We start from the raw sequence: 20,939 nt of genomic DNA on the forward strand, positions 1-20,939 counted from the left end.
GGGCCGGAGGGCTCGCGCCCTGCTGCTAAGAATTCTTGGTTTGCGATCACTTTCTTATTCGCAACGGCGCAAGCCGGACGCTCTCTCAGGCGTCGCGAATCTTGAAATCAACAAGCCGTGGATGAGTTTTGCTGGAAATTTCCACGGTGTTGGCCAAAACGGTTGCTGAAAAATTCTGGTCAAACGCATGCCCCCCCAGCCGGAAAAACCGGCACAACCGCTCAAGTCGCTGTCCGGGATTGCCGATGATAACGACTATTAGCGGGGTTGGTCGCCCGGATTCATTGGCCCTCAAACCCGTTTTCATAGGGTGACGCATGCCTGGCTTGGGCACACTTCGACGAACCATTCTGCGGCTGGCGTCCGCTGTGGTGTTCGCATTCGCTTGCGTGCCAACGGCGTCGATCGCACAGGGCTTATCCAGTCCTCAGAATCCTGCACTGGCACTGCCTAGTCCCATTGCCTCGCCCCCGGTGCGGCGTGCTCCGGAAGCTTACACGGTTGACACAAGTGGCCCGCAAAATCCGAGTCGCAAAGAGCAACGTTTCCTGATCGAACGCATCGATCCGGAACGAACGCTCGACGTGACCGTCGGACGCCCTTCAATTCTGCGGTTTAAGGTGCCTGCGTTTCGCGATCAAGTGGGGGATCCCGGGATCGTTGATGTGTTGAGCCTGACGGAAACCGAGTTGAGCATCACCGGCAAGAAGGTCGGTTCGACCGTGCTGAATCTGTGGTTCAAAGATCCCGCTAACCCAAGCGGCCAAGAGGTGCTGAGCTACCTGATCCGGGTCTCGGACGATCCGGAACGATCGCGTCATTACGACGTTCTGTTGGAAAACTTGGAGCGCGATCTCAACCATGGTTTCCCCAATAGTGTCGTTGATTTGAGCTACGTTGGTTCGCAAGTCGTCGTCCGCGGGAAAGCTCGCGACATCGAAGAGGCAACGCACCTTTTGAGGATTGTCTCACAGAGTTTGCCTACGGATGATCAGGTCGACCAATCGGTGAGCACCGTACCCGCCGTTTCGCAGAATTCCGCTGCTCCCGGTTTGCTGCAGCCAACGTCATTTCAGGCGGTCGAAGGTTTCACGATTGATGAGATCACTAACGCTGGCGGCGTGAATTCGGTCTTTCGAGGCGACTCAGTGACGGGCGCTAATGCCACTCAAATCAATAACCGCGTGGTCAACATGTTGGAGATCGCGGGCGTTCATCAGGTGATGCTAAAAGTTACGCTGGCGGAAGTCGTTCGCGATTCGGGGCGCAGTCTGATCGCCACGACGCGATTCGGTGTCGATTCCGACAATACCAGCGACATCTCGTTCACCCAAGAAACGGGACTGGGGCGATTGACGTTTCAGACCGATCAGTTCTTTTTGCGATTCGATGCACTGAAACGACTGGGAATGGCTCGCTCGTTATCCGAACCGAACCTGACCACGCTCAGCGGCCAACCGGCAAATTTCCTGGTCGGAGGGCAGTTCCCCATCCTCGAGTCGGTGTCGACCGTCGCGGCGGTTAATCAGAACATTTCCTATGTCCCATTCGGCGTCCAGCTTTCTGTCCTGCCGACAGTGACCGACGGCGATCGGATTCGATTGCAATTGCAGGCAACGATCTCGGAAACGGACAGCGGCGGGATTGGCACGGGGAACGACGATCAGAACAACGATCCCAGCCAACCACCTAGCCTGACAACGCGAACGTTTACGTCGACAGTGGAGCTGCGGGACACCGAGTCGTTGGCGCTCGCTGGATTGATTCGAAATTCACTAAGCAGTTCCTCGGCACGAGTTCCTTTCCTGGGGGACCTGCCCTACGTCGGGAATTTGTTTTCGCAGAACTCGTCGAATTTCCAAGAACAAGAATTGCTGGTCATTGTGACGCCTTATTTGGTTTCGCCGGTTTCGGCCACAACTCCGCTGGCGCTCCCCGGCAGCGATACTTTTGAACCGGATGACCTGGAGTTCTTCTTGCGAGGATCGATTTATGGATCCGTTCCGGAAGACTATCGCACGCCGGTTCGCAGTGACGTGTCGAAAATGCACGCATTTCGTAGCAGCGAACAGAAATACATCATCGGACTTCCTGGGCATTCCTCCGGTCGCCCGTTGCCAGCGTGTCCGTCGCCTGCCAACCAAATCCTGCGTGAGGTGCCCTGATGTTCCGAATCGCATCGACGTTCAAAAAGACGAAGGCAATCGAAAAATCACCGGCTCCACAGGATGACGCAATGGCAGACGATAAGACGCGATCACGGTATCGCAAACGCATTGTCGCTCGGAGCCGAGATGCGGCGGTTGTTATCGTGTCCATGCAAGTTTTCATGGCTAGTGGATGTGCCAATCTCCCTTCGCCATTCGGTCAACGGGAAACCTGTTGTGCCGATGGGCAAGTGGGGTGCTTGCCTATCGATGCGAGCGAAGTTCCACCAGCGGCTTCGATTAATCACACATATCGCTGTGTCGAGCCAATGCCTGAAGATGCGGTTCCCGCTCCGATCGGAACCTACATGGGGCAGTGGCGAGGCGCGATGTCCGACGGGGCCCAAAAGCAAAATTGGATCGTCACCCGAAACGAATGGTTTGACGGAGGCAGCCAGCTTGGACCGAAAGGGCAACAGCACGTTCAAAGGATCGCCCATTGCCTGGTTACTTATCCGCAACTGGTGGTTATTGAAAACGAGCCTGTGGCGCTGGCATTGGGGGACCGTTACGAGGAAGCGGTTCGGGCCAATCAACAATTGCAAATCAAACGTCGTAACGTCGTCGTAGAGGCTTTGGCCGAAGCCGGCGTTCCGGATGCACCACAGTGGGTCGTTTTCGCGGATGACCGGAGTGTTGGCGTCCGTGGCGTGGAGGCTCCACTGATTTATAACTCGCAGTTCAGCGGCACAGGGACCGGGAACCGCGGCGGCATCGGGCAGGGGCAAGGTAGCGGTTTCGGAGGTGGCAGCGGGATCAGCGGTGGTGGTTTTGGTAGTGGTGGATTCGGTGGCGGGGGAATCTTTTAAGATGATGAAACCGCAAATCTTGTGGCTGATGCTCGTTTGTCTGACCGGCTGTGCCGGACTGCCGAGTTTCGACCGATCGCCTGCTTCAAATGAACGCAGCGAATCGAAATCGAATCCTCGCACGCAACCGAGTTTGACCGATCCAGGCAATCAGGAGTTGGCGATTGCCTGGGAGACCGCACGCTTGGCCGAACAGCGGGGCATGGATCCTGAAGCGATCGATGCCTACTTGCAAGTTCGTAAACACGCCCCAAATAAGCCAGGTGTCGCGCACGCATTGGCGGTGCTGTACGATCGGTCGGGAATGACCGACGCCGCTTCACGCGAATACCAAGCGGCACTGCAGGAAAGTCCCAGTGACGCCAACTTGCACTGTGACTATGGCTATTTCCTCTACTCAACCGGCGAGAGCGAAGGAGCGGAAGCGAGCTTGCGGGAAGCCTTGCGGCTGCAGCCGGATCACCAGCAGGCGACGATCAACTTGGCTTTAGTGATCGGCAGCCAAGGCGGTTACGACGAAGCTCACGCGTTGTTTACCAAAGCGATCGGTCCCGCAGCAGCGCTGCACAACGTCGGAATGTTGCGGCTTCGAGCTGGCGACACCGAAAAGGCGAAGACGATGCTGGCGGAAGCAAAACGCCGGGATCCCAGCATTTCGCAGGGCGAATCGGTGTTGAGCTGGCTGTCGTCGTCCCCCACCCCTAACGGGTTAGGCGTCGCAGCCCGCCCGTCATCTTAGGCGAAGTTGCCATGCCGGGGCGTCCCAATGTATAATGCAATAAGATTGCAATTGTACATTTTGGTGAACGCCGGGTGAAAGAAATGGCTGAAAATAAGACGGTTCGCGGGTCGCAAGCGACGGCACATCGGCGGGGGCAGGCGCTGGTTGAGTTTGCGATTATTTCTTTTGTGTTATCGGCGATCGTGGCGGGATTGTTGGGGATCATGGTATTGGCCCTGGGGTCTTTCCAGAACAACATTGCTGCGGAAGGCGCGGGGCGGATACTGGATCAGCACGAAGCACTAACTGAAGCGAACTTCCTGACGCATTTTGAACTCAATCCCCAAGAGTTCAGCATCGAGGACGCGACCGCTCAGCAGGTGTACCAGTTTCTGAACGAGTTTGGCGTCGACAGCTACGAACGACCCGAAGTCGATGAGGCCGGTGAGCAAACGTATGAAACGGTGGATTTGCCGCTGTACGACGAAACGCTGTTGATCCTCAGCATTGATAGTTGGTTGCATTTAGGCGCCCCTGAAAACGCGAACAAGGTGCCGGCGATCAACCGTCTGTTATTGCCGAGTTATATCTTCGATCCCGATATCACTTCCGTCGACGGTGAAGCAGAAGATGGGGCGTATCGGTATCCCGGTGCCGTGGTGACCAATGGGGATGGAAAACCTTCCGTATTAATCCCATTGCTGGATGACGACCGCGACGGCACAACCGTTCCAGGTATCGAGCGTACGTTTAATATCGATCCGGATGAGTTGGACGACGAAGAGCTGGAAGGGGATTACGCCTACCCCGTCGCTTCCAATTGGGTCGCGCCGGTGACGGTCGTCAAATGCGAAGAGTGTGGAGACGTGGATAACGGGGTGGCGTTCAAGCTGGTCATTTTCTATCCCTCCCAACCGGCTTCGATGATTAGTCTTGAGGTTGTTCGAGACGCCGAAGGCAGAATCGAATCACAGACGCCGGTCGAAGCGGATGATGAAGCTCTGGAAACGCAACAAAGTGGTCTGGCTACGCTTCCAACGGGATACGAACCCTTGACGGAGGCATCTGATGTGACACTTGAAGAGAATTCCGCGTTTGGTGCGTCCGCTTCGCGAGGAAAGTATGGTTTGGGTGAAAGCTATGCCTTTCTAATGAAAGTTCGTCCTTATCGCAGGGTGTTTGAGACGGCAAGTGTGTTTCGACTTCAGCACGATCGGTTGATTGCGAAGTATGAATACATCGATGAAGTAGAAGACCCATTGAATGTTGGCGAGACCGTTGCAGTCAGCAGACAATTGCAAGACGACATACCGGAGGCTCTAATGTTTTTGAATCCGCTTATCGAGCGAGATTTCGATTCTTTGGCCGATGATTCGCTAGCATCGAGGCTTCGCTTGGTCCGTCCAAACTCTTCCATGGTCGGCAATGAGAATATTCAGCTGACAGTACCACAGTCAGGGAAGGGGGCATGGCGCGTGGTAGTTGCGGCGGAAATTGAGCCAAGGGAGTTGGGCCAATCATGGCTGGAGGGGCACGTTCTAGAAATCCGTGTATATCGCAATGACACTTTCGTTCAATTAATTGCAGCCCAAACATTGGTACCTCCAATTGCAGAGCCGATTCCTCAAAGCGGAGACCAAACCGGAGACGAGACCGGAGATGGAACCGAGGATGAAACCGAGGACAAAATTCAACTGGTCGGCCAAGCCGTCATCGATGCAGAGCCGAAGGACGTTATCCAAGTTCGTATCTATTCCAAAAGACCAGACGACGCGACTTATGACGTTCAACTTACCGGCGCGCCGGAGCGGAACTGGGTCACCTACGAGTTTCTTGGGGCTCGGTAGATTGGACGTGCCGCGCCGGACAATAATTTGCGCAAGCCTGGGCTGGTAAAAATTCGGAAGTGTGGCGTCTTCGGCTTTCGCACGTTTCATTCCCGAGTCACGAAGTGACGGTAAGTGATAGCCTGGGACGCAAGTCCCAGGAAAGGTAAGCGGATGCAACGAGAGTCACGAAGTGACGGCAGGTGTAATTCGGCAGCTAGCGGGATTTGCTCAAAAAACACATGCCGTCGCTTCGCGACTCTGCTATTCGAATAACTTCACAACCCCGGACTTGCGTCCGGGGCTATCACATGCCACCGCTTCGCGGTTCTGTCGCTGCTCCGCAGCTTTGCGTATGGCGGGTGCACGCAGTCATGGGGTTGGCACCCCAGGCTCTATGCGACCGCCGCGGCCGATGCGCGCCCCCGGGCCTAAGGCGTCTAGGATCTACCTTGAGCCCCCACCACACACATGGACCCAGCGTTGATGGCATGGGGCGGCCGCCCTTTGGTCACCTCACACCGCCGCTACGCGGCTGACGCTGTGCAAAATCTATTGGTTTGCGTCGAACCGCTGGCTCTCATTGTTCGTACTACCTGTGATAGGCTTGCCCACGCTCCCTTGCGGACTCCTCTATGCACGATCATGCCCACGAATTGACGCTCGGACTGGCGTTTGGACTGGGCATGCTTCATGCGCTCGAGCCGGGGCATGGGAAAACTGCGATGCTGGTTTACTTGTCGGGCGAACGCCGCAGTATCTGGCATCCACTGGTGATGGGCGTCTCTAGTGGCTTGGCCCATTCGGTTTCGTTGATTGCGATCGCTATGGCGGTGCATCTGACTCATCACCTGGTTACGGGCGATCATCATCACGATGATGAAGTCCTTACGCAGTCGTTGCAGTGGATTAGTGCGGCGTTGGTGATGTGCGTGGGCGTGTGGATGCTCTGGGCTGCGTGGCGGTCCAAGCCGATGAGTTGCGGTTGTAAATCGCATCGCGAGCACGCGTGTGAATCGCAAAGCGTTTCCAAACGATCGAGCTATTCGATGAGTGCTCTGCTGGGTGTCGCTTTTGGGCTTTTGCCTTGCCCTTCGGCGCTGGCAGCCTACTTCACCAGCATGTCGACCGGTTCGCCAGTCGCCGCTTACACCGTGATCGGCTTATTCGCCGCCGGCATCGCTACGTCCCTGACCGTTGTCGGTATTTTGCTGCAACGCTTCGGTGGAAAGCTAATTCGCAAAGACAGCCGACTGGGAAAATTACCCTGGTCCTATATCCGCGCCCTGCTGATCCTGGCCGTCGGCACTTTCTACTGCGGCCGACTTGCCCTGACCGTCTGAGCGGGCAAATGACAAACAAGCGTCGGCAGGAAGAAATGAGCAAAGCCGGCAGGTGGGTAGTTGGAGATAAGTCGATTGGGCAATAAAGCTTCGAACAGGATGATGATGCTGGCGGTTCCGTATCTGGGCCAGCGATCTATCGTTCTCTGACCATTCTGTTGAACATCGTTCGGTGACTAAGCTTCCGCCGCCGAAAGCTCCGGCGGGCCTCCATGCTCGCCCGAACCGTTCGGTCGCAGTGCCAAGCTGTCTGTTGCGTGGCACGCCCTTTAGGCTTGTCGCTTAACTTGCCGTCACGGCGGCCGTCCGTTTGCGGCGACGATGCGTCCATCCCGCGCCGACGCAGGCAACACTGAGTATCAAGATGCTGGCCGGTTCCGGAACGGCGGACGCATTCACCGTGATGCTGGTACCCGTGGCGGTGAGTGCGAAATCGTTGAAGCTCTGATCGAAAAACGTTGAGAAAGGATCAAAATCGAATTCGACCAGTCCGGCAGAAATCGCTTCGAATTCTAGCTGAGCAAGCATCTTTGGTGACCCAATGCCCGGCAGTGCAATGGGCAATGGAGTAAAAGGGAGGAGCGGGTCTTCGGTGTTGTCGCCGACCGTGATCGTGCTTCCGCCACCGCCTACCAAGGTTGCGGGCCAGGTATTGAGGAAGTTCGCACTGCGACCAGAAAAGACGTAGTCCCCGTTGGTGAGAAAATCTTCGCTCTGCGGATCCGTAAACACGACCCCGCCGCCGGTAATGTTCAGGCCGTAAAAATAGGAATCCAGCTCGTCGGATGAGTCACTGTAGATCAGCAGATTCAGCACGCCACTGTCACCGACCTCATAGCTGGCCGCGGACGGAGTGGCGGTAATCATGATAGCGGCATTTGCGGATCTGGCTCCGCAGAGCATCAGCAGGATTATCGTTAATAAAAATAGGGTTCTGGAATTCATCGGTTTCTCGATTGGGTTGAAAGATCAAAGGAAAGTGTTTGTGGAAGGAACATCAAGGGGTGTCGTCGCCATCGGTGAGTAATCCATCCTTGAGTTTCTTGCCAAACGCTCGACTGACCAAAGCCAAGTCGGCACTATTGATCACTCCGTCTCCGTTTACATCCGAATCTGGATTCTGATTTCGCAGTGACGACATGACGGCCATCCGGTCGGCGATGTCCACCTTGCGGTCGCCGTTCAGGTCACCAAGCATGCGGTAGAACGATTGAACCGTTTCGAATTCACCGTCACCGTCTGCATCGATACCGATCTGGTAGTAGCCATCTCCGGCGTTGGAATTACGATTGCCTCCCAGGCCTTCTGCGCCAAAGTCGAAGCTCAACGCGTTTCCGGATGCACTTAACTCGAATGCGGATCCGGCCATCAGCGAGCCGTTTTCGCCGTTGAGGTCATACTTCATGATCTGCACTCGGTCAGAATCGGCGAGAATTTCATCCAGGCCGTCATCGCTGCCGAACAAAATGTCCAGGTCGCGAATGTAGGACCGTTGAGTCATCCCGTTCTGCACCTCGATCGCGTCGGCGGTGTTACCGACCTTGAAGAAGTAGGTGACATCTTCGCTGGCAACTACGTCGCCGTCGGCCAGTGTGCCGCTTGCCTGGAAAGTGATCCGATAGGTTCCCATTTCTGTGAAACCAAAGTTGACGTGAGTGTGGTTGCCTTCCAGCAACTCGATCAGGTCCGTTTCGGTGATACCATCTGACGTGGCCATGGCCACCGCGGGGGATCCGTCCAGGGCTGAAGTCCACATTGAAAAATGTCCGGGACCGCTGGCTGATTCCAGACGCAGCGTCAGTGAACCATCCAGGAACGTACCGTCCTCGATCTCTTCCGTTCCCAGTCCAAGGAAAAGAAGGTCCGGGTTTTCAACGGCAGGCAGCACGAAGACCGATTCACCGGCATCTGTTCCGATGAAATCGTATTCCGCACCAGCAGGGCGCTGGGCGATCGCATCCATGCCGACGTAGAGCAGTGCTTCGTCGGGATGATACTCGGCCTCGCTGTCATGGTCGTGGACGTGCAGATTCCATTCGGGATCTTCTTCGCCTTCTGCGTGGTCATCATGATCGTGATCATGCCCGTCATGATCGTCTTCGTCGTGGTCTTCCTCTTCATGGTCATGGGCTCCGATGGCGACGCCGATGTCCACGTGCCCTTCCGTTAGAACGGCCTCAAACTCCCGTTCGGCAGCCGCGCTGATCAGAACGGTCCCTGTCGACGTTCGGCCTGTTCCGTCGTTCACCGAATAGGCAAAACTGTCGGACCCATCAAAAGCGTCGGACGGTGTGTACACAAACGATCCGTCCGGAGCGAAGCTGAGGTTCCCCTTCAACACCGTTGTCCCCAGTTCCGCGACCAGAACATCTCCATCCGGGTCCGAGTCGTTGAACAGCACATTGCCGTGGACCGCGTTGCCACGCCCGACGACGTAGGAGTCGTCGACGGTGACGGGGGCATCGTGTTCCGGTGTGACTTCAATCGTCACGGTCGCGACGTTTCCAAAGAGACGGTTGTCATTGTCGGGTGACACAGGAGTGAGCAGGTAGGCCTGGGTGGCTCCATTGAGCTTGCCGTAACCAACAATGCTGCGTCCGTTGTTGATTCCTTCTCCGATCAGGAGCGTCCAGTCGTCGTTGTCGATCAACTCATTCAGGTCGATCATGGCCGTTTCTTCTCCGGCCAACTCACCTAAAACGGCGGCGCCGCCGAATGTCGGGTAGTTGTAGAATCCAGCCACGTAGCCGACGAATTGATCCGTCGCGTTGATGTCTTTGAGTTCACTATGGCTATAGCTCAAATAGTCCAGTGTCCCAACATCGATCATGTGCCCATCGTGATAGATGAAACCATGGTACAGGCTGGTGGAGCTGGTTGGCGAAACGGTTCCTACCACCGAAGCTCCCACTGCATTGCCGGAATCATTCACGGCATAGGTGTAGCTGTAATTGTGTTCATCCATGAGGGCTCCCATGTCGACCACGGTATAGCTATCGTCAGCTTGGCGTTCCCACAACGTTGCATGCGACAGGAACTCCGCATCATCGGCGCGGGTGACACCAACAATGAACTGACCTTCAGGACTGATTCCCCACGCTCTGCCACTGGAAGCGGCGTTGCCAGCAATCGTTGGCAGTTCCAGCATCGCTCCGTCGACATAGACAAACGGTTTGGTTGCCGTTCCGTTGCTGCTGCTGCCGACGATCTGGTTGAGATTGTTGATGTCGCTTGCGACGGCAGAGGTTCCGCCAAGCGTTCCAAGATTCGCGATGATACCGTTTTCCCAGCGGAAGGCCTTGGAAGCATTGTTGTCACTTTCACCAACCACAACGCCCAGGTCGTTGATCGCGTATCCGCGACTGAAGTTGTTGCTGCCGGTTCCTGCTACCACGCCTAGGTCTTCCAATCCGCCGTCCGTCCAACGGAAGGCGTGAAGTGGATTGCTGGCCCCAACGACGATGCCGGAATTGCCGCTGACCTGGTTGAGGTTGTTGACGTCCAGGGCGTAGCTGGTGGTGCCGCCGAGCGTACCAAGTGGTGTCACCTGATACCGTACGTCGGTCGTGGTGTAGGTGAAGGTGTCGCTGCCATGAAAGTTCGGATCTGGCGTATATGTAAACGAACCGTCTGGATTGAGCGTCAGCGAACCATTCTCCGGTCCGGAAACGACCGCCGTTTTCAAAGTGTCGCCATTTGCGTCGGTATCATTATCCAGTACTCCCGGGCCGGGCACCGTCAGGGTCCCGTCTTCGACGACCGCATAGGAGTCATCATTGGCGACAGGGGACTGATTATCGGCCGCAATCGGGTACGGCTGCGGTCCCTCGGATGGGTCGATACTGAAGTAATAGGTGACGATGCCGCTTTCGGTGTAGCGATCGACTCCTTCGTCAAAGGTTCCGTTGGCGTTTCGATCCAAGAACGCGCTGGCAAATACGTCCACCTCGTAGATCCCGGGCTTGGTGAACGCCCAGTTGAGGTGGTTGTGGCTGCCGGCTTGAATAAAGACACCGTCCTGGTCGGTGATGCCATCGCTCGTCGCGATCCACGCGTTCGGTCCCTCGAGTTCCGAGGAATAGACGCTGAACTGTCCGCCTTCGGGGCCACGCATGTCGACCAGTTGCAGCTCAACCCATGGTGCGGTTGCGTCAACGCGTGGATCGTCGCTGTGGTAGCTGGCGAGCGTCCCCGTGGCAATGCCCGAGCCACCGATGCCCAAGTCGGGGATGGTTGGAGGCACGTTGGATTGCGGCAGGACATAGATGTCCGATCCCGCCTCAGCCCCCAGGAAGTCAAACTCCGGATCGGAGGGAGCCGTCACCTGACTGTCGGGGCCGCCGACAATCAAGACCTCATCGGCCTCAAACGGACCATCCAATGCATCGGGATTGATGTCAAGGTTCCACACGCGGTCGGCATAAGCGACGCGGATGTCGCCGTGCCCTTCGGTATAGAAGTTCGTAATTTCGCGAGCCGGACGACGATGGATCGAGAAGACCTCGCCACCAAAGAAGTCCTCGACAAGCGGATTGCCCTCTCCGTCTTCGATCGTGGCTGTGTCAAGCACTTCCAGTCCGATCGTACCGCTTCCGGTGCCGGTCGAGACCGTCACCATGTACTCGTCGCCTGATCCGCTCACGCCGGTGATTACCGCTCCGCTTACCTCGTCAAGGGTGAGACCAAAATCCTCGGTGTCGACATCGGTAACCGCTTCGCTGAACGTCACCTGGAACGTCAACTCAGCGGCCGCCGTCGGGTTTATCGTGGACGCCCGCTCGACCGTTTGGACAAAAGGCGCCGATCCATTGACCAGCACGCCGGACAGATCGACCGCTGGCAGCGTCAAGTCGACCGGATTGCCGAACGGGCCGAGGATCGAGCCGCCATTTAGATGGATCGAGCTCCCGACCAATTCAATACCGTCATTGTCAGCGTCCGTCGGTACAACCGTGTAGCGGAACAGCAGCGTCGTCGTGCCGCTGCCCGATAGGTAGGTCGCCTCGACGTCTTGGTCCCCGACCTGCAGCGTCACACTGGGTGTCCCGGTCACCGTCACTGGGATTCCCAAGTGGATCGACAGGTCCAAGTTTTGGCCCGCTGGGTAGGTCCGAGAGATTGGCGGCTGTACGGTGGTGGCGAATTCTCCAAGCCTATTTGGAATGACGAAGACCTCGCCGCGAGCCAATGCGGCAGCCACCACGTCGGGATCGCCATCACCATCGGTGTCGGCGGTCGCGATGCCGTTGACCTGTCCGACTTCACGCGTGATCTCCATCGGGTCGCTGAAGTTGCCGCCGCCAAAATTTTGAAGCCAGACGACGGGGCCACCATACGAACCGATCAGGACATCAAAGTCCCCGTCCTGATCAAAGTCTGCCGAGGTGGCGGCGTAGGGCGTACTCACACTAGGCAACGCAGTGAATGGCCCGACTGTTCCGTCCGACTGACCGGGATGGAAACCGATGTCCAAGGAGTTGAGACCGACCACCAGAAGGTCGTCAATGCCATCCCCGTTCAGGTCGTCGGCGGCGTAAACGACCGCTCCTGATGTCGAAGCGACCGTTTGCTTCGCTCCAAACGTGCCGCCGCCCTCATTGACGAAGTATGCGAGTTGGCCCGCCCCGGATTCGCCAGTGATGGCCTCAGGAAGACCGTCCCCGTTTAGGTCGCGGGCCACGAATCCAGCCGCCTCGTTCAAGCCGGTGGCGATGACGTTGCGCGAGCCGAACACGCCATCCCCTTCGTTGCGATACCAGTAGATGTCTCCGCCCATGTCTCGCGCGACGAGCACATCCAATTTTCCGTCCCCGTCAACATCGGCCGATCGGATGAACGGCCCATACAGGTCCGTGCCGATCGACTGAGCCGGGCCGAAGCTTCCGCCTAGATTTTCGTGCCAAACCAAATCGCCGAAGTATCCACCCACGATGACGTCCGGGTCGCCGTCGGCATCCAGATCGGCGAGATGAGCTTCCCATGGATAGCCCGCCGCAGCGGACACGATTTGTTCCGGTCCATAGGTTCCGTCACCGAGGTTCTCGAACCAGACAACCTTGTCTGCCCCGAGCGATGCTGTCAAAACGTCGACGTGACCATCCCCATTGATGTCGGCAAGCTCCGGTTCAAAGACGTAATCTAAACCCGAGCCTAGCGAGTCCGGTAAACCAAATGGCACCACGTTTTTTGTAGTGATTGTCAAATTGAACGTGGTGCTGGTTTGTAGCCCACCGCCATCGGTGACCGTCACGGTGATGGTTGCGGTATCGGTTGGATCCGCAGTCGGTGTGATGGTGAGCGTCCGATTGTCTCCGCTGCCACCAAGCACGATATTTTCATTGGGAACGACGTTGGTGTTCGACGAGGTCACCGTGACGCTCAACGCTTCGGCCGCGGTTTCAGCATCGCCGATGATCAATGGAATCGCACCGGTGGAACCTTCTTCCGTGACATGTTGATCTTCAATCACCGCAATTGTGGGAGCAATGTTCACTGGATCCACCGTTACATCGACGGTCGCCGTGGCGATCCCACCGTGTTCGTCGGTGACGGTGTAGGTGAAGCTGTCGTTGCCGTAGAAGTCGGGATCGGGAGTGTAGGAGAGCGATTTCCCATCGGCGGCAATTCCGACGGTACCATGCGAGGCCGCACTGGTTGACGTAATCAACAGGCTCTCGAAACCGTCGGGGTTTGACGAATCATTGGCAAGCACGTCGATTGCGAAATCGATGCTGTCTTCCGGCAACGTGGCTGCATCATCCTGCAATGCGGGCGAGTTCTCGCTACGCGAGGCATCGCCCGAGATCGTATCGACAGCAACATGGAAGGTTGTCTCGGGGCTTGTCACAAATTGGCCGTCAATACGGACGGTGGTTTGGAAAGTCAATGCGTAATTGCCAGGCTCGGTGAAAAACCATGCTGGGTGCGAGTGGCTATTCGAAAGAGTCCAGTACGTATCGCTCGCGTTCCCGCCGCTCGCGGTGTCGTCAGCGGAATTCAGCCCATCGAATGTATCGAAGGCTACATCACCGCCTTGAAATACCGTGGCATGCCCAGGACCCGAGAAGCCGACAAGTTGAATGGCCATCCATTCGTAATTGCCCGTCGCGCGAGCATCCCCAATCGGTGTGTAGCTGTCGATTCCGCTGGTGCTTTCGGTCGCAAATCCCAGAAACAATTTGTCTCCGCTGGCGCTGGTGGGGCCGTACCAAATGTCGGCACCCGCTGGAACGCCCAGAACGTCGTAGAAGGCGTCATTCGGACGCGCGAGCTTCGTCGACGGATCGATAAACAGGACGCCTTCATCCGAATCAATGATTGTCGGACTATAGGTTCCGCTTTGCACCGATCCCACGATGCTCGCCCCCGTGCGGATGCGTTGGATCCATTCGCCCTCGATGTAGTCAAAGTCCATGTCGACGTGTTGGGACGCGGTCGCGGAATCGACAACCACGTAGCCGCCGATTTTGACGTACGCGATTCCCGTAAAGGAATATCCGTTGAACTCATCATCTGACGAGATCGTTACGGTGTAAGTGAATTGGTCGCTGGCAGCCGTTAGGTTCGTCGGGGTGTAACGCAGCAACTCGCCATCGGAGTCGATCTCGAGCGTTCCGTGAGCTGGACTTGATACGCTTGTTATTTCAAAGCGGTGACCGTCCATCGGCGTGACGTCGTTGGCCAGCACGTCTAACGTGCTGGTGGTGCCCGGGATGGCGAGCAGATTATTGTCCGCCACCGCTCGTGGGTTGACGCGGACGTTGAACGTCTGCGGTTCGGGAACGCCGGTTCCGGTGAAGCCCAAGGTCACCGTTGAGCTTCCATATCGGCCCGCGCTGGTGCTGAGATCGCTTGGTCGGATTCTCAATGTCCGATCGGAACCGCCCGAACTAGGGCGAGTTCGTAGATCGCTGCTGGAACTGGTGCTGGGAGTGTTGAACAACGTCGTATTGCTGCGGCTAACCGTCGTCACCCAGGTTGGGTCGGCAACCGAATAGTTCAACGTGAACGCATCGTCCGCCGTTAACACGACGTCCGGGATGGCGTCCGGAATTGCGATGGCATTTTCCGAAGAGGTGGCTCCCACGAAGACGGCGAAGTCTCGCGTGATCGAAGCCCCATTTGCATCGGTCAGCGTAAGGTAAACCCGAGCGGTTCCTGACACGCCGGCAAGCGGCGACAGCGTGATGCTCCGTTCCGACCCGCTGCCCGCCAACAGGATTCCACTGTCGGGAAGCAGGGCGGGATTGTTGGAAACCGCCGAAACCACCAAGGCTGCGGAATCGGTTTCCGCGTCGGAAACCGTAAAGAAAATTGGTGCCGTAGAGGTGCCCATGGTCGTGGATTGGCTGGGAATTCCCGTACTAATGAATCCCGATTCCAGCTCTCTGGTAATGGCTGGCGTGTCGTTGATTGTCAACACGCTGGTCGCCTGAGCCCCAATCGTTCCCAAAGTTCCCGACAGAACTAGGCTGAACGTCTCATTAGCCTCGTCCAGTGAATTGTCGCCCAGCTGAACGGTAATAACTTTGGAGGTTTCCCCAGGGCCGAATACCAGCGTCCCTGAGGAGGCGACATAGTCATCGCTGCCTGCCGTCGCCGTGCCATCGACGGTTTCGTAGTTGACCACAAGTGATCCCTGGGAACCGCCTGTGCGCTGGACCTTCACCGTTTGATATCCGGCTTGCTCGTTGACAAGCGTCGCCGCCGATTCAAACTCGACAACTCCCTGTCCCACCAAGACATCGAACGTCTCCGTCGCTGTCAAGGTTCCATCGCTAACCGTTAGCGTGATGGTTGTGCTGCCGGTTTGGTTTTCCGCTGGGGCGATCGTTACCGTTCGGTTCGTACCGCTGCCACCGAGCACGATATTCGCATTAGGTACAAGCGTGGTGTCGGACGACGTGGCCGTCACGCTCAGATCGCCAGCGGCGGTTTCCAGGTCACCGATAGTGAACGCAATCGCTGCCGTCGGGGTACCTTCATCGGTCGCTTGGGTTTCGATAGGCGAGATCGTCGGTCGATCGTTCACCCCACCCACCGTCAACGCGAACGTCTCCGTCGCTGTCAAGGCTCCATCGCTCACCGTCAGCGTGATGACTGTGCTTCCGGTTTGATTTTCGGCGGGGGTGATCGTTACCGTCCGGTTCGCATCGCTGCCGCCGAGGAGAATGTTCGCGTTGGGCACAAGCGTGGTGTCGGACGAGGTGGCCGTCACGGTTAAATCACCAACCGTGGTTTCGAGGTCGCCGATGGTGAACGCGATCGCACCGGTCTCCAGATCTTCGCTTGTCGATTGATTCGCAACGCTGGAGATCGTCGGGGCGTCGTTGACGCTATCGACGGTCAGCAAAAAGTTGTCGGTCGCTGTCAGTCCCTCTTGATCGGTTACCGTGATCGTGATCGTGGTGGTTCCGAATTGATTCGGAGCTGGCGTGATCGTCGCTGTGCGATTGGCGCCACTGCCGGCGAATACGATGTTTCCCTCGGGAACCAACGCCGAATTGGAGGAGGTGGCGGTCACCGCGAGATCGCCGACCTCGGTTTCCGGATCGCCAACAACAAACCCGATGGCTGCGGTTGCGACGTCTTCATTGGTTGTTTGATTGCTGATATCCGAAAGGGTCGGGGCGGAGTTCACCGGACTCACCTCCACGATAAACGTCTCCGTGGTGGTCCCTCCATCGCCGTCGGTGACCGCCACGGTGATCGTGGTCAGTCCGGCCTGATCGGCGGCCGGAGTGACCATCAGTGTTCGGTTTGTACCGCTGCCGCCAAGCACCAGATTTGCGTCGGGAACAACGGCTTGGTTGGAAGAGGTCGCGGTGACGGTCAATTCAGTCGCTGCTGTTTCGGCGTCGCCGACCGTAAATGTTAGATTCGGCGTTGAGCTATTTTCTGCCACCACCTGATCCTCCACGTCTGAGATCGTCGGTGGCGAGTTGATTGGTTGATCGTTGTCAACGATGGTGACGATCGTCGATCCATTTGTGCCAATCAGACCGTTGGCATCCAGTTCAACCTCGCGGATGTAGCCGTCCAGGTTGCCGGGCGACGGTGAGGTAAGCACGACGTTAAAGGTTTCATTACCTTCAACGAGCAAGTCCTCGAGGATCGGAATGGTGATCGTTTGGCGAGTCTCTCCATCAAGAAACTCAAGCGACCCCGCGGCCGTCGTGTAATCACTGCCGGACGTTGCCGTACCACTGGTGGTTGCGTAGTTCGCGCCAATCCGACCGTCGCTTCCTCCGATGCGGACGACATCGATCGACGCGGTGCCCGCATCTTCGCTCACCGAATAGCTGGACGCGTCAAACTGCAGTTGCCCAACGCTGCTTATCGAGAAGTAAAGCGTGATGTTGTCGCTCTGACTGAACCCATCCTCATTGGGCGTTTCAGCAAGACTGTCATCGCCGAAATAGGCCGATAGTTTGACATCGACCTCATAACGCCCGGGGTCGGTAAAACCAAAGCTGAAATGGGAATGGCCGCCGTTAAGAATCCACATCGCGTCGTCGGTGGAGATCCCATCGGTCACATCCAGCCCGTTCGCATCGGGGTTGACCACGCCGTCGTCGTAAGATGACATGGCCACCACCGCACCCCCAAACGATCCGGATTGCCACATCGAGAAGTGCCCGTCTCCGTCGGTTCCGTCTGGGTTCGTATGACGCACTTCGGAAAGAGTGGCTTTGACGTACCGACCGCTACCGGAAACCCGCCCCTTTGACTCGGTGGTGGGACTGTAGCGGTCGACCGAACCTTCTACCCCATAGGAAGCAAAACCGAGATACAGCGATTCAGGATTCTGTGACTGAGGCATCAGGTAGAAATCCTGCCCCGGATCGACGCCAATAAAGTCATATTCTGAGCTGGCTGGCCGTGGGAAAACCGATTTTTCGCCAGCATACAGAACCGCTTGATTGTTGTCGTATTGAACCGGTGGGTCGCCGTCGGAATTTTTGGCGCCAAGGGACCACTCGGAGCCCGACCGCTGAATGTTCAAATCCACATGCTCAGTCGTCACAAAGCTGACCAGTTCAGCGGTCAGCAGTCGCCGCTGTTCCAGTGCCTCCACACGACACCTGTGCTTGGCTCGCGCACGGCGATTCTTCGCGGCTGTTTGTTGACGACGTTTGGATTTGCGGAATGAAGGGAACATATTGTTAATCCTGGGAAGAACTATTTGACGACTGGGCAAAGATCTGGAAGAGCAAAGTTGATATTGGCTTCGGCCCACCCTTTGACGACTTGACAGGGGATCAATTCCACATGTCCATCGGCAAACAAGTAGTTGGCGTATCCGGTGCTGCGTTCGGCTGAGGGGCGGGGCTGGAGCGGGTCGCCGACACCTTGGAAACGATCCGCTTTCACGTCGGCAAGCACGCGAGCCCAATTGGTCGACTGGGGATAGCGAATCCAATTCCGTGAATGGGTGTGGTCTTCGGTGATTGCCGTACCACGCGAATCCGAGATAGTGAACACCATGATTGTGCGGTGCGTCGACTTTAGGTGGTTGATCGACAAAGCCTGGTCCGGTCCAGCGACGCACAGGTACTCGTTGAAAATGTAGCTGGTGCCTTGGTTTTCACGACGCTCATCAATCCGTGGATCGACCGGGCAAAGCCGGATGCTGTCAACGTTTTCAAAATAGGGCGAAAGCGTGTAGATCCATGCACCTTCGATACCCGTATCATGGGTTGATTTGGGAAAGACGCCGCGATGGGTATCGCAAAAGGCATGGGTGGCGATCCCGATCTGACGCAAGTTGTTCGCATCGGTGACACGATCGGCTGCCTCGCGAGCTTTCTGAATGGCTGGCAGCAAAAGTGAAATAAGGATCGCGATCACGGTGATCACAACCAGCAACTCCACAGCTGTAAAGCCATGCCTCTGAATCAGAGCCGATTTGCACAGCGTTGTGTTTTTGTGCATTTTTCTTTTGTGTAAAAAGTGCATTTGCATGGTGCATGCAAATGCATTGGTTTGGGGAGGTAGCGGTCGCAGAAAAACTCTGAGCTGAATGCCTCACTGATCGTGAGGCATTGCCAATGCTCAGAGTCGTGCCTGTGAAAACTATTGGTCAGTCGGTGTTTCGCAACATCCGCACGCACATCGATAACGATGGTTGAGCAGGTGGGCGGAAACCAATAGCATGCCGCCTATCGGTGTGATCCATGGAGTTAGCCCGGTTAGGTAAGTCGATGAAAAAAATGAGGCGGCGATGTGCGTGTTCTCACCGCTGAGCGTTTGTGTGTCAGTGTCGGTGACGGTGTCTGCGGCAGCGTGTTCACAGCAAGTATCGGTACATGCCGCTACGGTCAGGTTGGTTGCTGCTGGCGACTCGCAAGCGACACAGCAATCGTCCGAGAACCCGAATGCGGCGACGGTGATCATCGACAATCCTGCGACGGCAATCGAGCCAGGCATCCAGCGTCGATGATGGCGAAATCCTGGTACAAAAGCAGCGATCGCAATCACGAAGCACGCGATAGCCATCACGCGATGAAATCCCTCGTCGGCCAGAAAACTAACCCCAAACGCCGGCAAGAACGCGATCACGAACGGCATTGCTGCACAGTGAATCGCACAGCCGATTGACGCGACGATGCCGACCCAGTCCTGCCAACGAGACATCGCCTCAGACTTCGACGCTGAGATGCGTGAAACGATCGAATTTGGTTCTATGGTTTCCAACATTACAAAACCTCCTCTTCCACATGCTGTTCGGTGACTTCCACTTCGATAGGCGGAAACGTCGATTCCAGATTCGCCCAGTGTTCCGGTCCCTGTACATATTCCAGATCGGTCAGTAAGCAATCGTCGAGAATCTGGATGATTCGCTCCTGATTCATTGCGTTGCCGATGAACACTAATTCCTGATGCCGGTCGCCATGCTCACCGACGAACTTGGCTTGAATTTCTGCTATCGACTGGTCGTCTGCGGGCCACTGGTCGTCCGGTGCAGCGGCCCACCAGAGGCCGAGGGGAGCCATTCGAATGGAACAACCGGCCTGCGACCAGTCGAATGCCCAGTCGTGGCGAGATGCGATCCACATCAAACCTTTGCTGCGTAATACTCCGGTGAACATGCCGGCTTCCATATCCGCGTCAAGCGCGTCCGTCAGGCGTTTGGGGTGAAACGGCCGCTCCCGCCGATAGACGAAATTCGATATTCCGTACTCTTCGGTTTCGGTCTCCTCTTCTCCACGCGGCACGGCACGCCATTCCGGTTGCGATTCAGCTTCGCTAAGCGAGAACAATCCGGTCCCCATAATTTCTGTCAAATCGACTCGGCTTTCGGTCGTGTTGAGGATTTTGGCGTTGGCGTTCAGTTGTCGTAGGATACGATTCAGTTGTTCCAGCTCATGCGGCGAAACCAAATCGGTTTTGTTAACGATGATCACGTTTGCGAATTCGACCTGATCGACCAATAAGTCAACGATATTTCGCGTGTCCTCGTCATTGAGTCCCAATCGCCGGTCGGTAAGGTCGTCCCATGAACCAAAGTCCTTCATGAAGTTTCCGGCATCGACGACGGACACCATCGTGTCGAGCTCGGCGATCAGCGACAGACTCTGCCCTTCTTCGTCCTCGAATGTGAACGTTTCGGCAACGGGCATCGGTTCGGAGATGCCAGTTGATTCGATCAACAGATAGTCAAATCGCCCATCGCGAGCGAGTCTGCGGACTTCGACCAATAGGTCTTCTCGGAGTGTGCAGCAGATACATCCGTTGGACATCTCGACAAGCTGCTCTTCGGTGCGAGACAAGTTCGCATCTCCCGATTTAACGAGCGCCGCGTCGATATTTACTTCGCTCATATCGTTGACGATTACGGCAACTTTTAGGTCATCTCGATTGGTCAAGATATGATTCAGCAGCGTGGTCTTTCCGGCGCCAAGGAAACCGGAAAGAACGGTGACGGGCAGGCGGTTGTGTTGATCCATGGAACCTTTTCGCGAGTGTGCGGGCGGCTAAGTGGGGAATGCGCACGGGGGCGTCGCCCGTGACCTCCCCCGCGTTTTTAATCC

Annotated in this window: 10 protein-coding genes; 5 read left to right on the plus strand and 5 right to left on the minus strand. The window is 56.5% G+C overall.

Annotation, left to right across the window (positions count from 1 at the left end):
• The first annotated feature begins 317 nt into the window (after nucleotides 1–317).
• The 5 genes from FF011L_RS02185 (at nucleotide 318) to FF011L_RS02205 (ending at nucleotide 6,906) form a co-directional block, all read left to right on the plus strand.
• Nucleotides 318–2,165 carry a type II and III secretion system protein family protein gene (locus FF011L_RS02185; RefSeq protein WP_145349857.1) on the plus strand — a complete coding sequence of 616 codons (1,848 nt, stop codon included), beginning with the start codon at nucleotides 318–320 and terminating at the stop codon, nucleotides 2,163–2,165.
• The gene (locus tag FF011L_RS26105; protein ID WP_218932959.1) at nucleotides 2,165–3,016 is read left to right on the plus strand and encodes a hypothetical protein; all 852 of its coding nucleotides are present in this window, start codon (nucleotides 2,165–2,167) and stop codon (nucleotides 3,014–3,016) included. Before FF011L_RS02185 ends, FF011L_RS26105 begins: the two co-directional genes overlap by 1 nt.
• A 1-nt stretch (nucleotide 3,017) precedes the next feature.
• Complete coding sequence (locus tag FF011L_RS02195; RefSeq protein WP_145349859.1) at nucleotides 3,018–3,755, plus strand: tetratricopeptide repeat protein; 738 nt, start codon at nucleotides 3,018–3,020, stop codon at nucleotides 3,753–3,755.
• Between the two features lie 83 nt (nucleotides 3,756–3,838).
• Nucleotides 3,839–5,584 (plus strand): hypothetical protein, encoded by a 1,746-nt coding sequence (locus tag FF011L_RS02200; RefSeq protein WP_145349861.1) that lies wholly within the window; start codon nucleotides 3,839–3,841, stop codon nucleotides 5,582–5,584.
• A 614-nt stretch (nucleotides 5,585–6,198) separates the two neighbouring features.
• Nucleotides 6,199–6,906: a HoxN/HupN/NixA family nickel/cobalt transporter gene (locus FF011L_RS02205; RefSeq protein WP_145349863.1), complete on the plus strand. Its 708-nt coding sequence runs from the start codon at nucleotides 6,199–6,201 to the stop codon at nucleotides 6,904–6,906.
• Nucleotides 6,907–7,188: 282 nt separating this feature from the next.
• Here the strand turns inward: FF011L_RS02205 and FF011L_RS02210 are convergent, their stop codons facing one another.
• The 5 genes from FF011L_RS02210 to FF011L_RS02230 form a co-directional block, all read right to left on the minus strand.
• Entirely contained in the window at nucleotides 7,189–7,851 is a 663-nt protein-coding gene (locus FF011L_RS02210; RefSeq protein WP_145349865.1) for a PEP-CTERM sorting domain-containing protein, read from the minus strand.
• Between the two features lie 52 nt (nucleotides 7,852–7,903).
• On the minus strand, nucleotides 7,904–18,067 hold the full coding sequence (locus tag FF011L_RS02215; protein ID WP_145349867.1) for a choice-of-anchor M domain-containing protein: 10,164 nt from the start codon (nucleotides 18,065–18,067) through the stop codon (nucleotides 7,904–7,906).
• Nucleotides 18,068–18,087: 20 nt separating this feature from the next.
• Nucleotides 18,088–18,840: a type II secretion system protein gene (locus FF011L_RS02220; RefSeq protein WP_218932960.1), complete on the minus strand. Its 753-nt coding sequence runs from the start codon at nucleotides 18,838–18,840 to the stop codon at nucleotides 18,088–18,090.
• A 141-nt stretch (nucleotides 18,841–18,981) separates the two neighbouring features.
• Nucleotides 18,982–19,605 carry a MerC domain-containing protein gene (locus FF011L_RS02225; protein WP_145349871.1) on the minus strand — a complete coding sequence of 208 codons (624 nt, stop codon included), beginning with the start codon at nucleotides 19,603–19,605 and terminating at the stop codon, nucleotides 18,982–18,984.
• Nucleotides 19,605–20,855, minus strand: coding sequence for a GTP-binding protein (locus tag FF011L_RS02230; protein ID WP_145349873.1), 1,251 nt, complete (start codon nucleotides 20,853–20,855; stop codon nucleotides 19,605–19,607). The genes FF011L_RS02225 and FF011L_RS02230 overlap by 1 nt, the downstream gene beginning before the upstream one ends.
• Nucleotides 20,856–20,939 lie beyond the last annotated feature (84 nt).

The sequence above is a fragment of the Roseimaritima multifibrata genome (genome assembly GCF_007741495.1).
GTDB lineage: Bacteria > Planctomycetota > Planctomycetia > Pirellulales > Pirellulaceae > Roseimaritima > Roseimaritima multifibrata.

Coding starts and splice junctions, on each gene's coding strand:
- FF011L_RS02185 (WP_145349857.1), top strand. CDS start 318: ATGCCTGGCTTGGGCACACTTCGACGAACCATTCTGCGGCTGGCGTCC.
- FF011L_RS02205 (WP_145349863.1), top strand. CDS start 6,199: ATGCACGATCATGCCCACGAATTGACGCTCGGACTGGCGTTTGGACTG.
- FF011L_RS02220 (WP_218932960.1), bottom strand. CDS start 18,840: ATGCACAAAAACACAACGCTGTGCAAATCGGCTCTGATTCAGAGGCAT.
- FF011L_RS26105 (WP_218932959.1), top strand. CDS start 2,165: ATGTTCCGAATCGCATCGACGTTCAAAAAGACGAAGGCAATCGAAAAA.
- FF011L_RS02210 (WP_145349865.1), bottom strand. CDS start 7,851: ATGAATTCCAGAACCCTATTTTTATTAACGATAATCCTGCTGATGCTC.
- FF011L_RS02195 (WP_145349859.1), top strand. CDS start 3,018: ATGATGAAACCGCAAATCTTGTGGCTGATGCTCGTTTGTCTGACCGGC.
- FF011L_RS02215 (WP_145349867.1), bottom strand. CDS start 18,067: ATGTTCCCTTCATTCCGCAAATCCAAACGTCGTCAACAAACAGCCGCG.
- FF011L_RS02225 (WP_145349871.1), bottom strand. CDS start 19,605: ATGTTGGAAACCATAGAACCAAATTCGATCGTTTCACGCATCTCAGCG.
- FF011L_RS02230 (WP_145349873.1), bottom strand. CDS start 20,855: ATGGATCAACACAACCGCCTGCCCGTCACCGTTCTTTCCGGTTTCCTT.
- FF011L_RS02200 (WP_145349861.1), top strand. CDS start 3,839: ATGGCTGAAAATAAGACGGTTCGCGGGTCGCAAGCGACGGCACATCGG.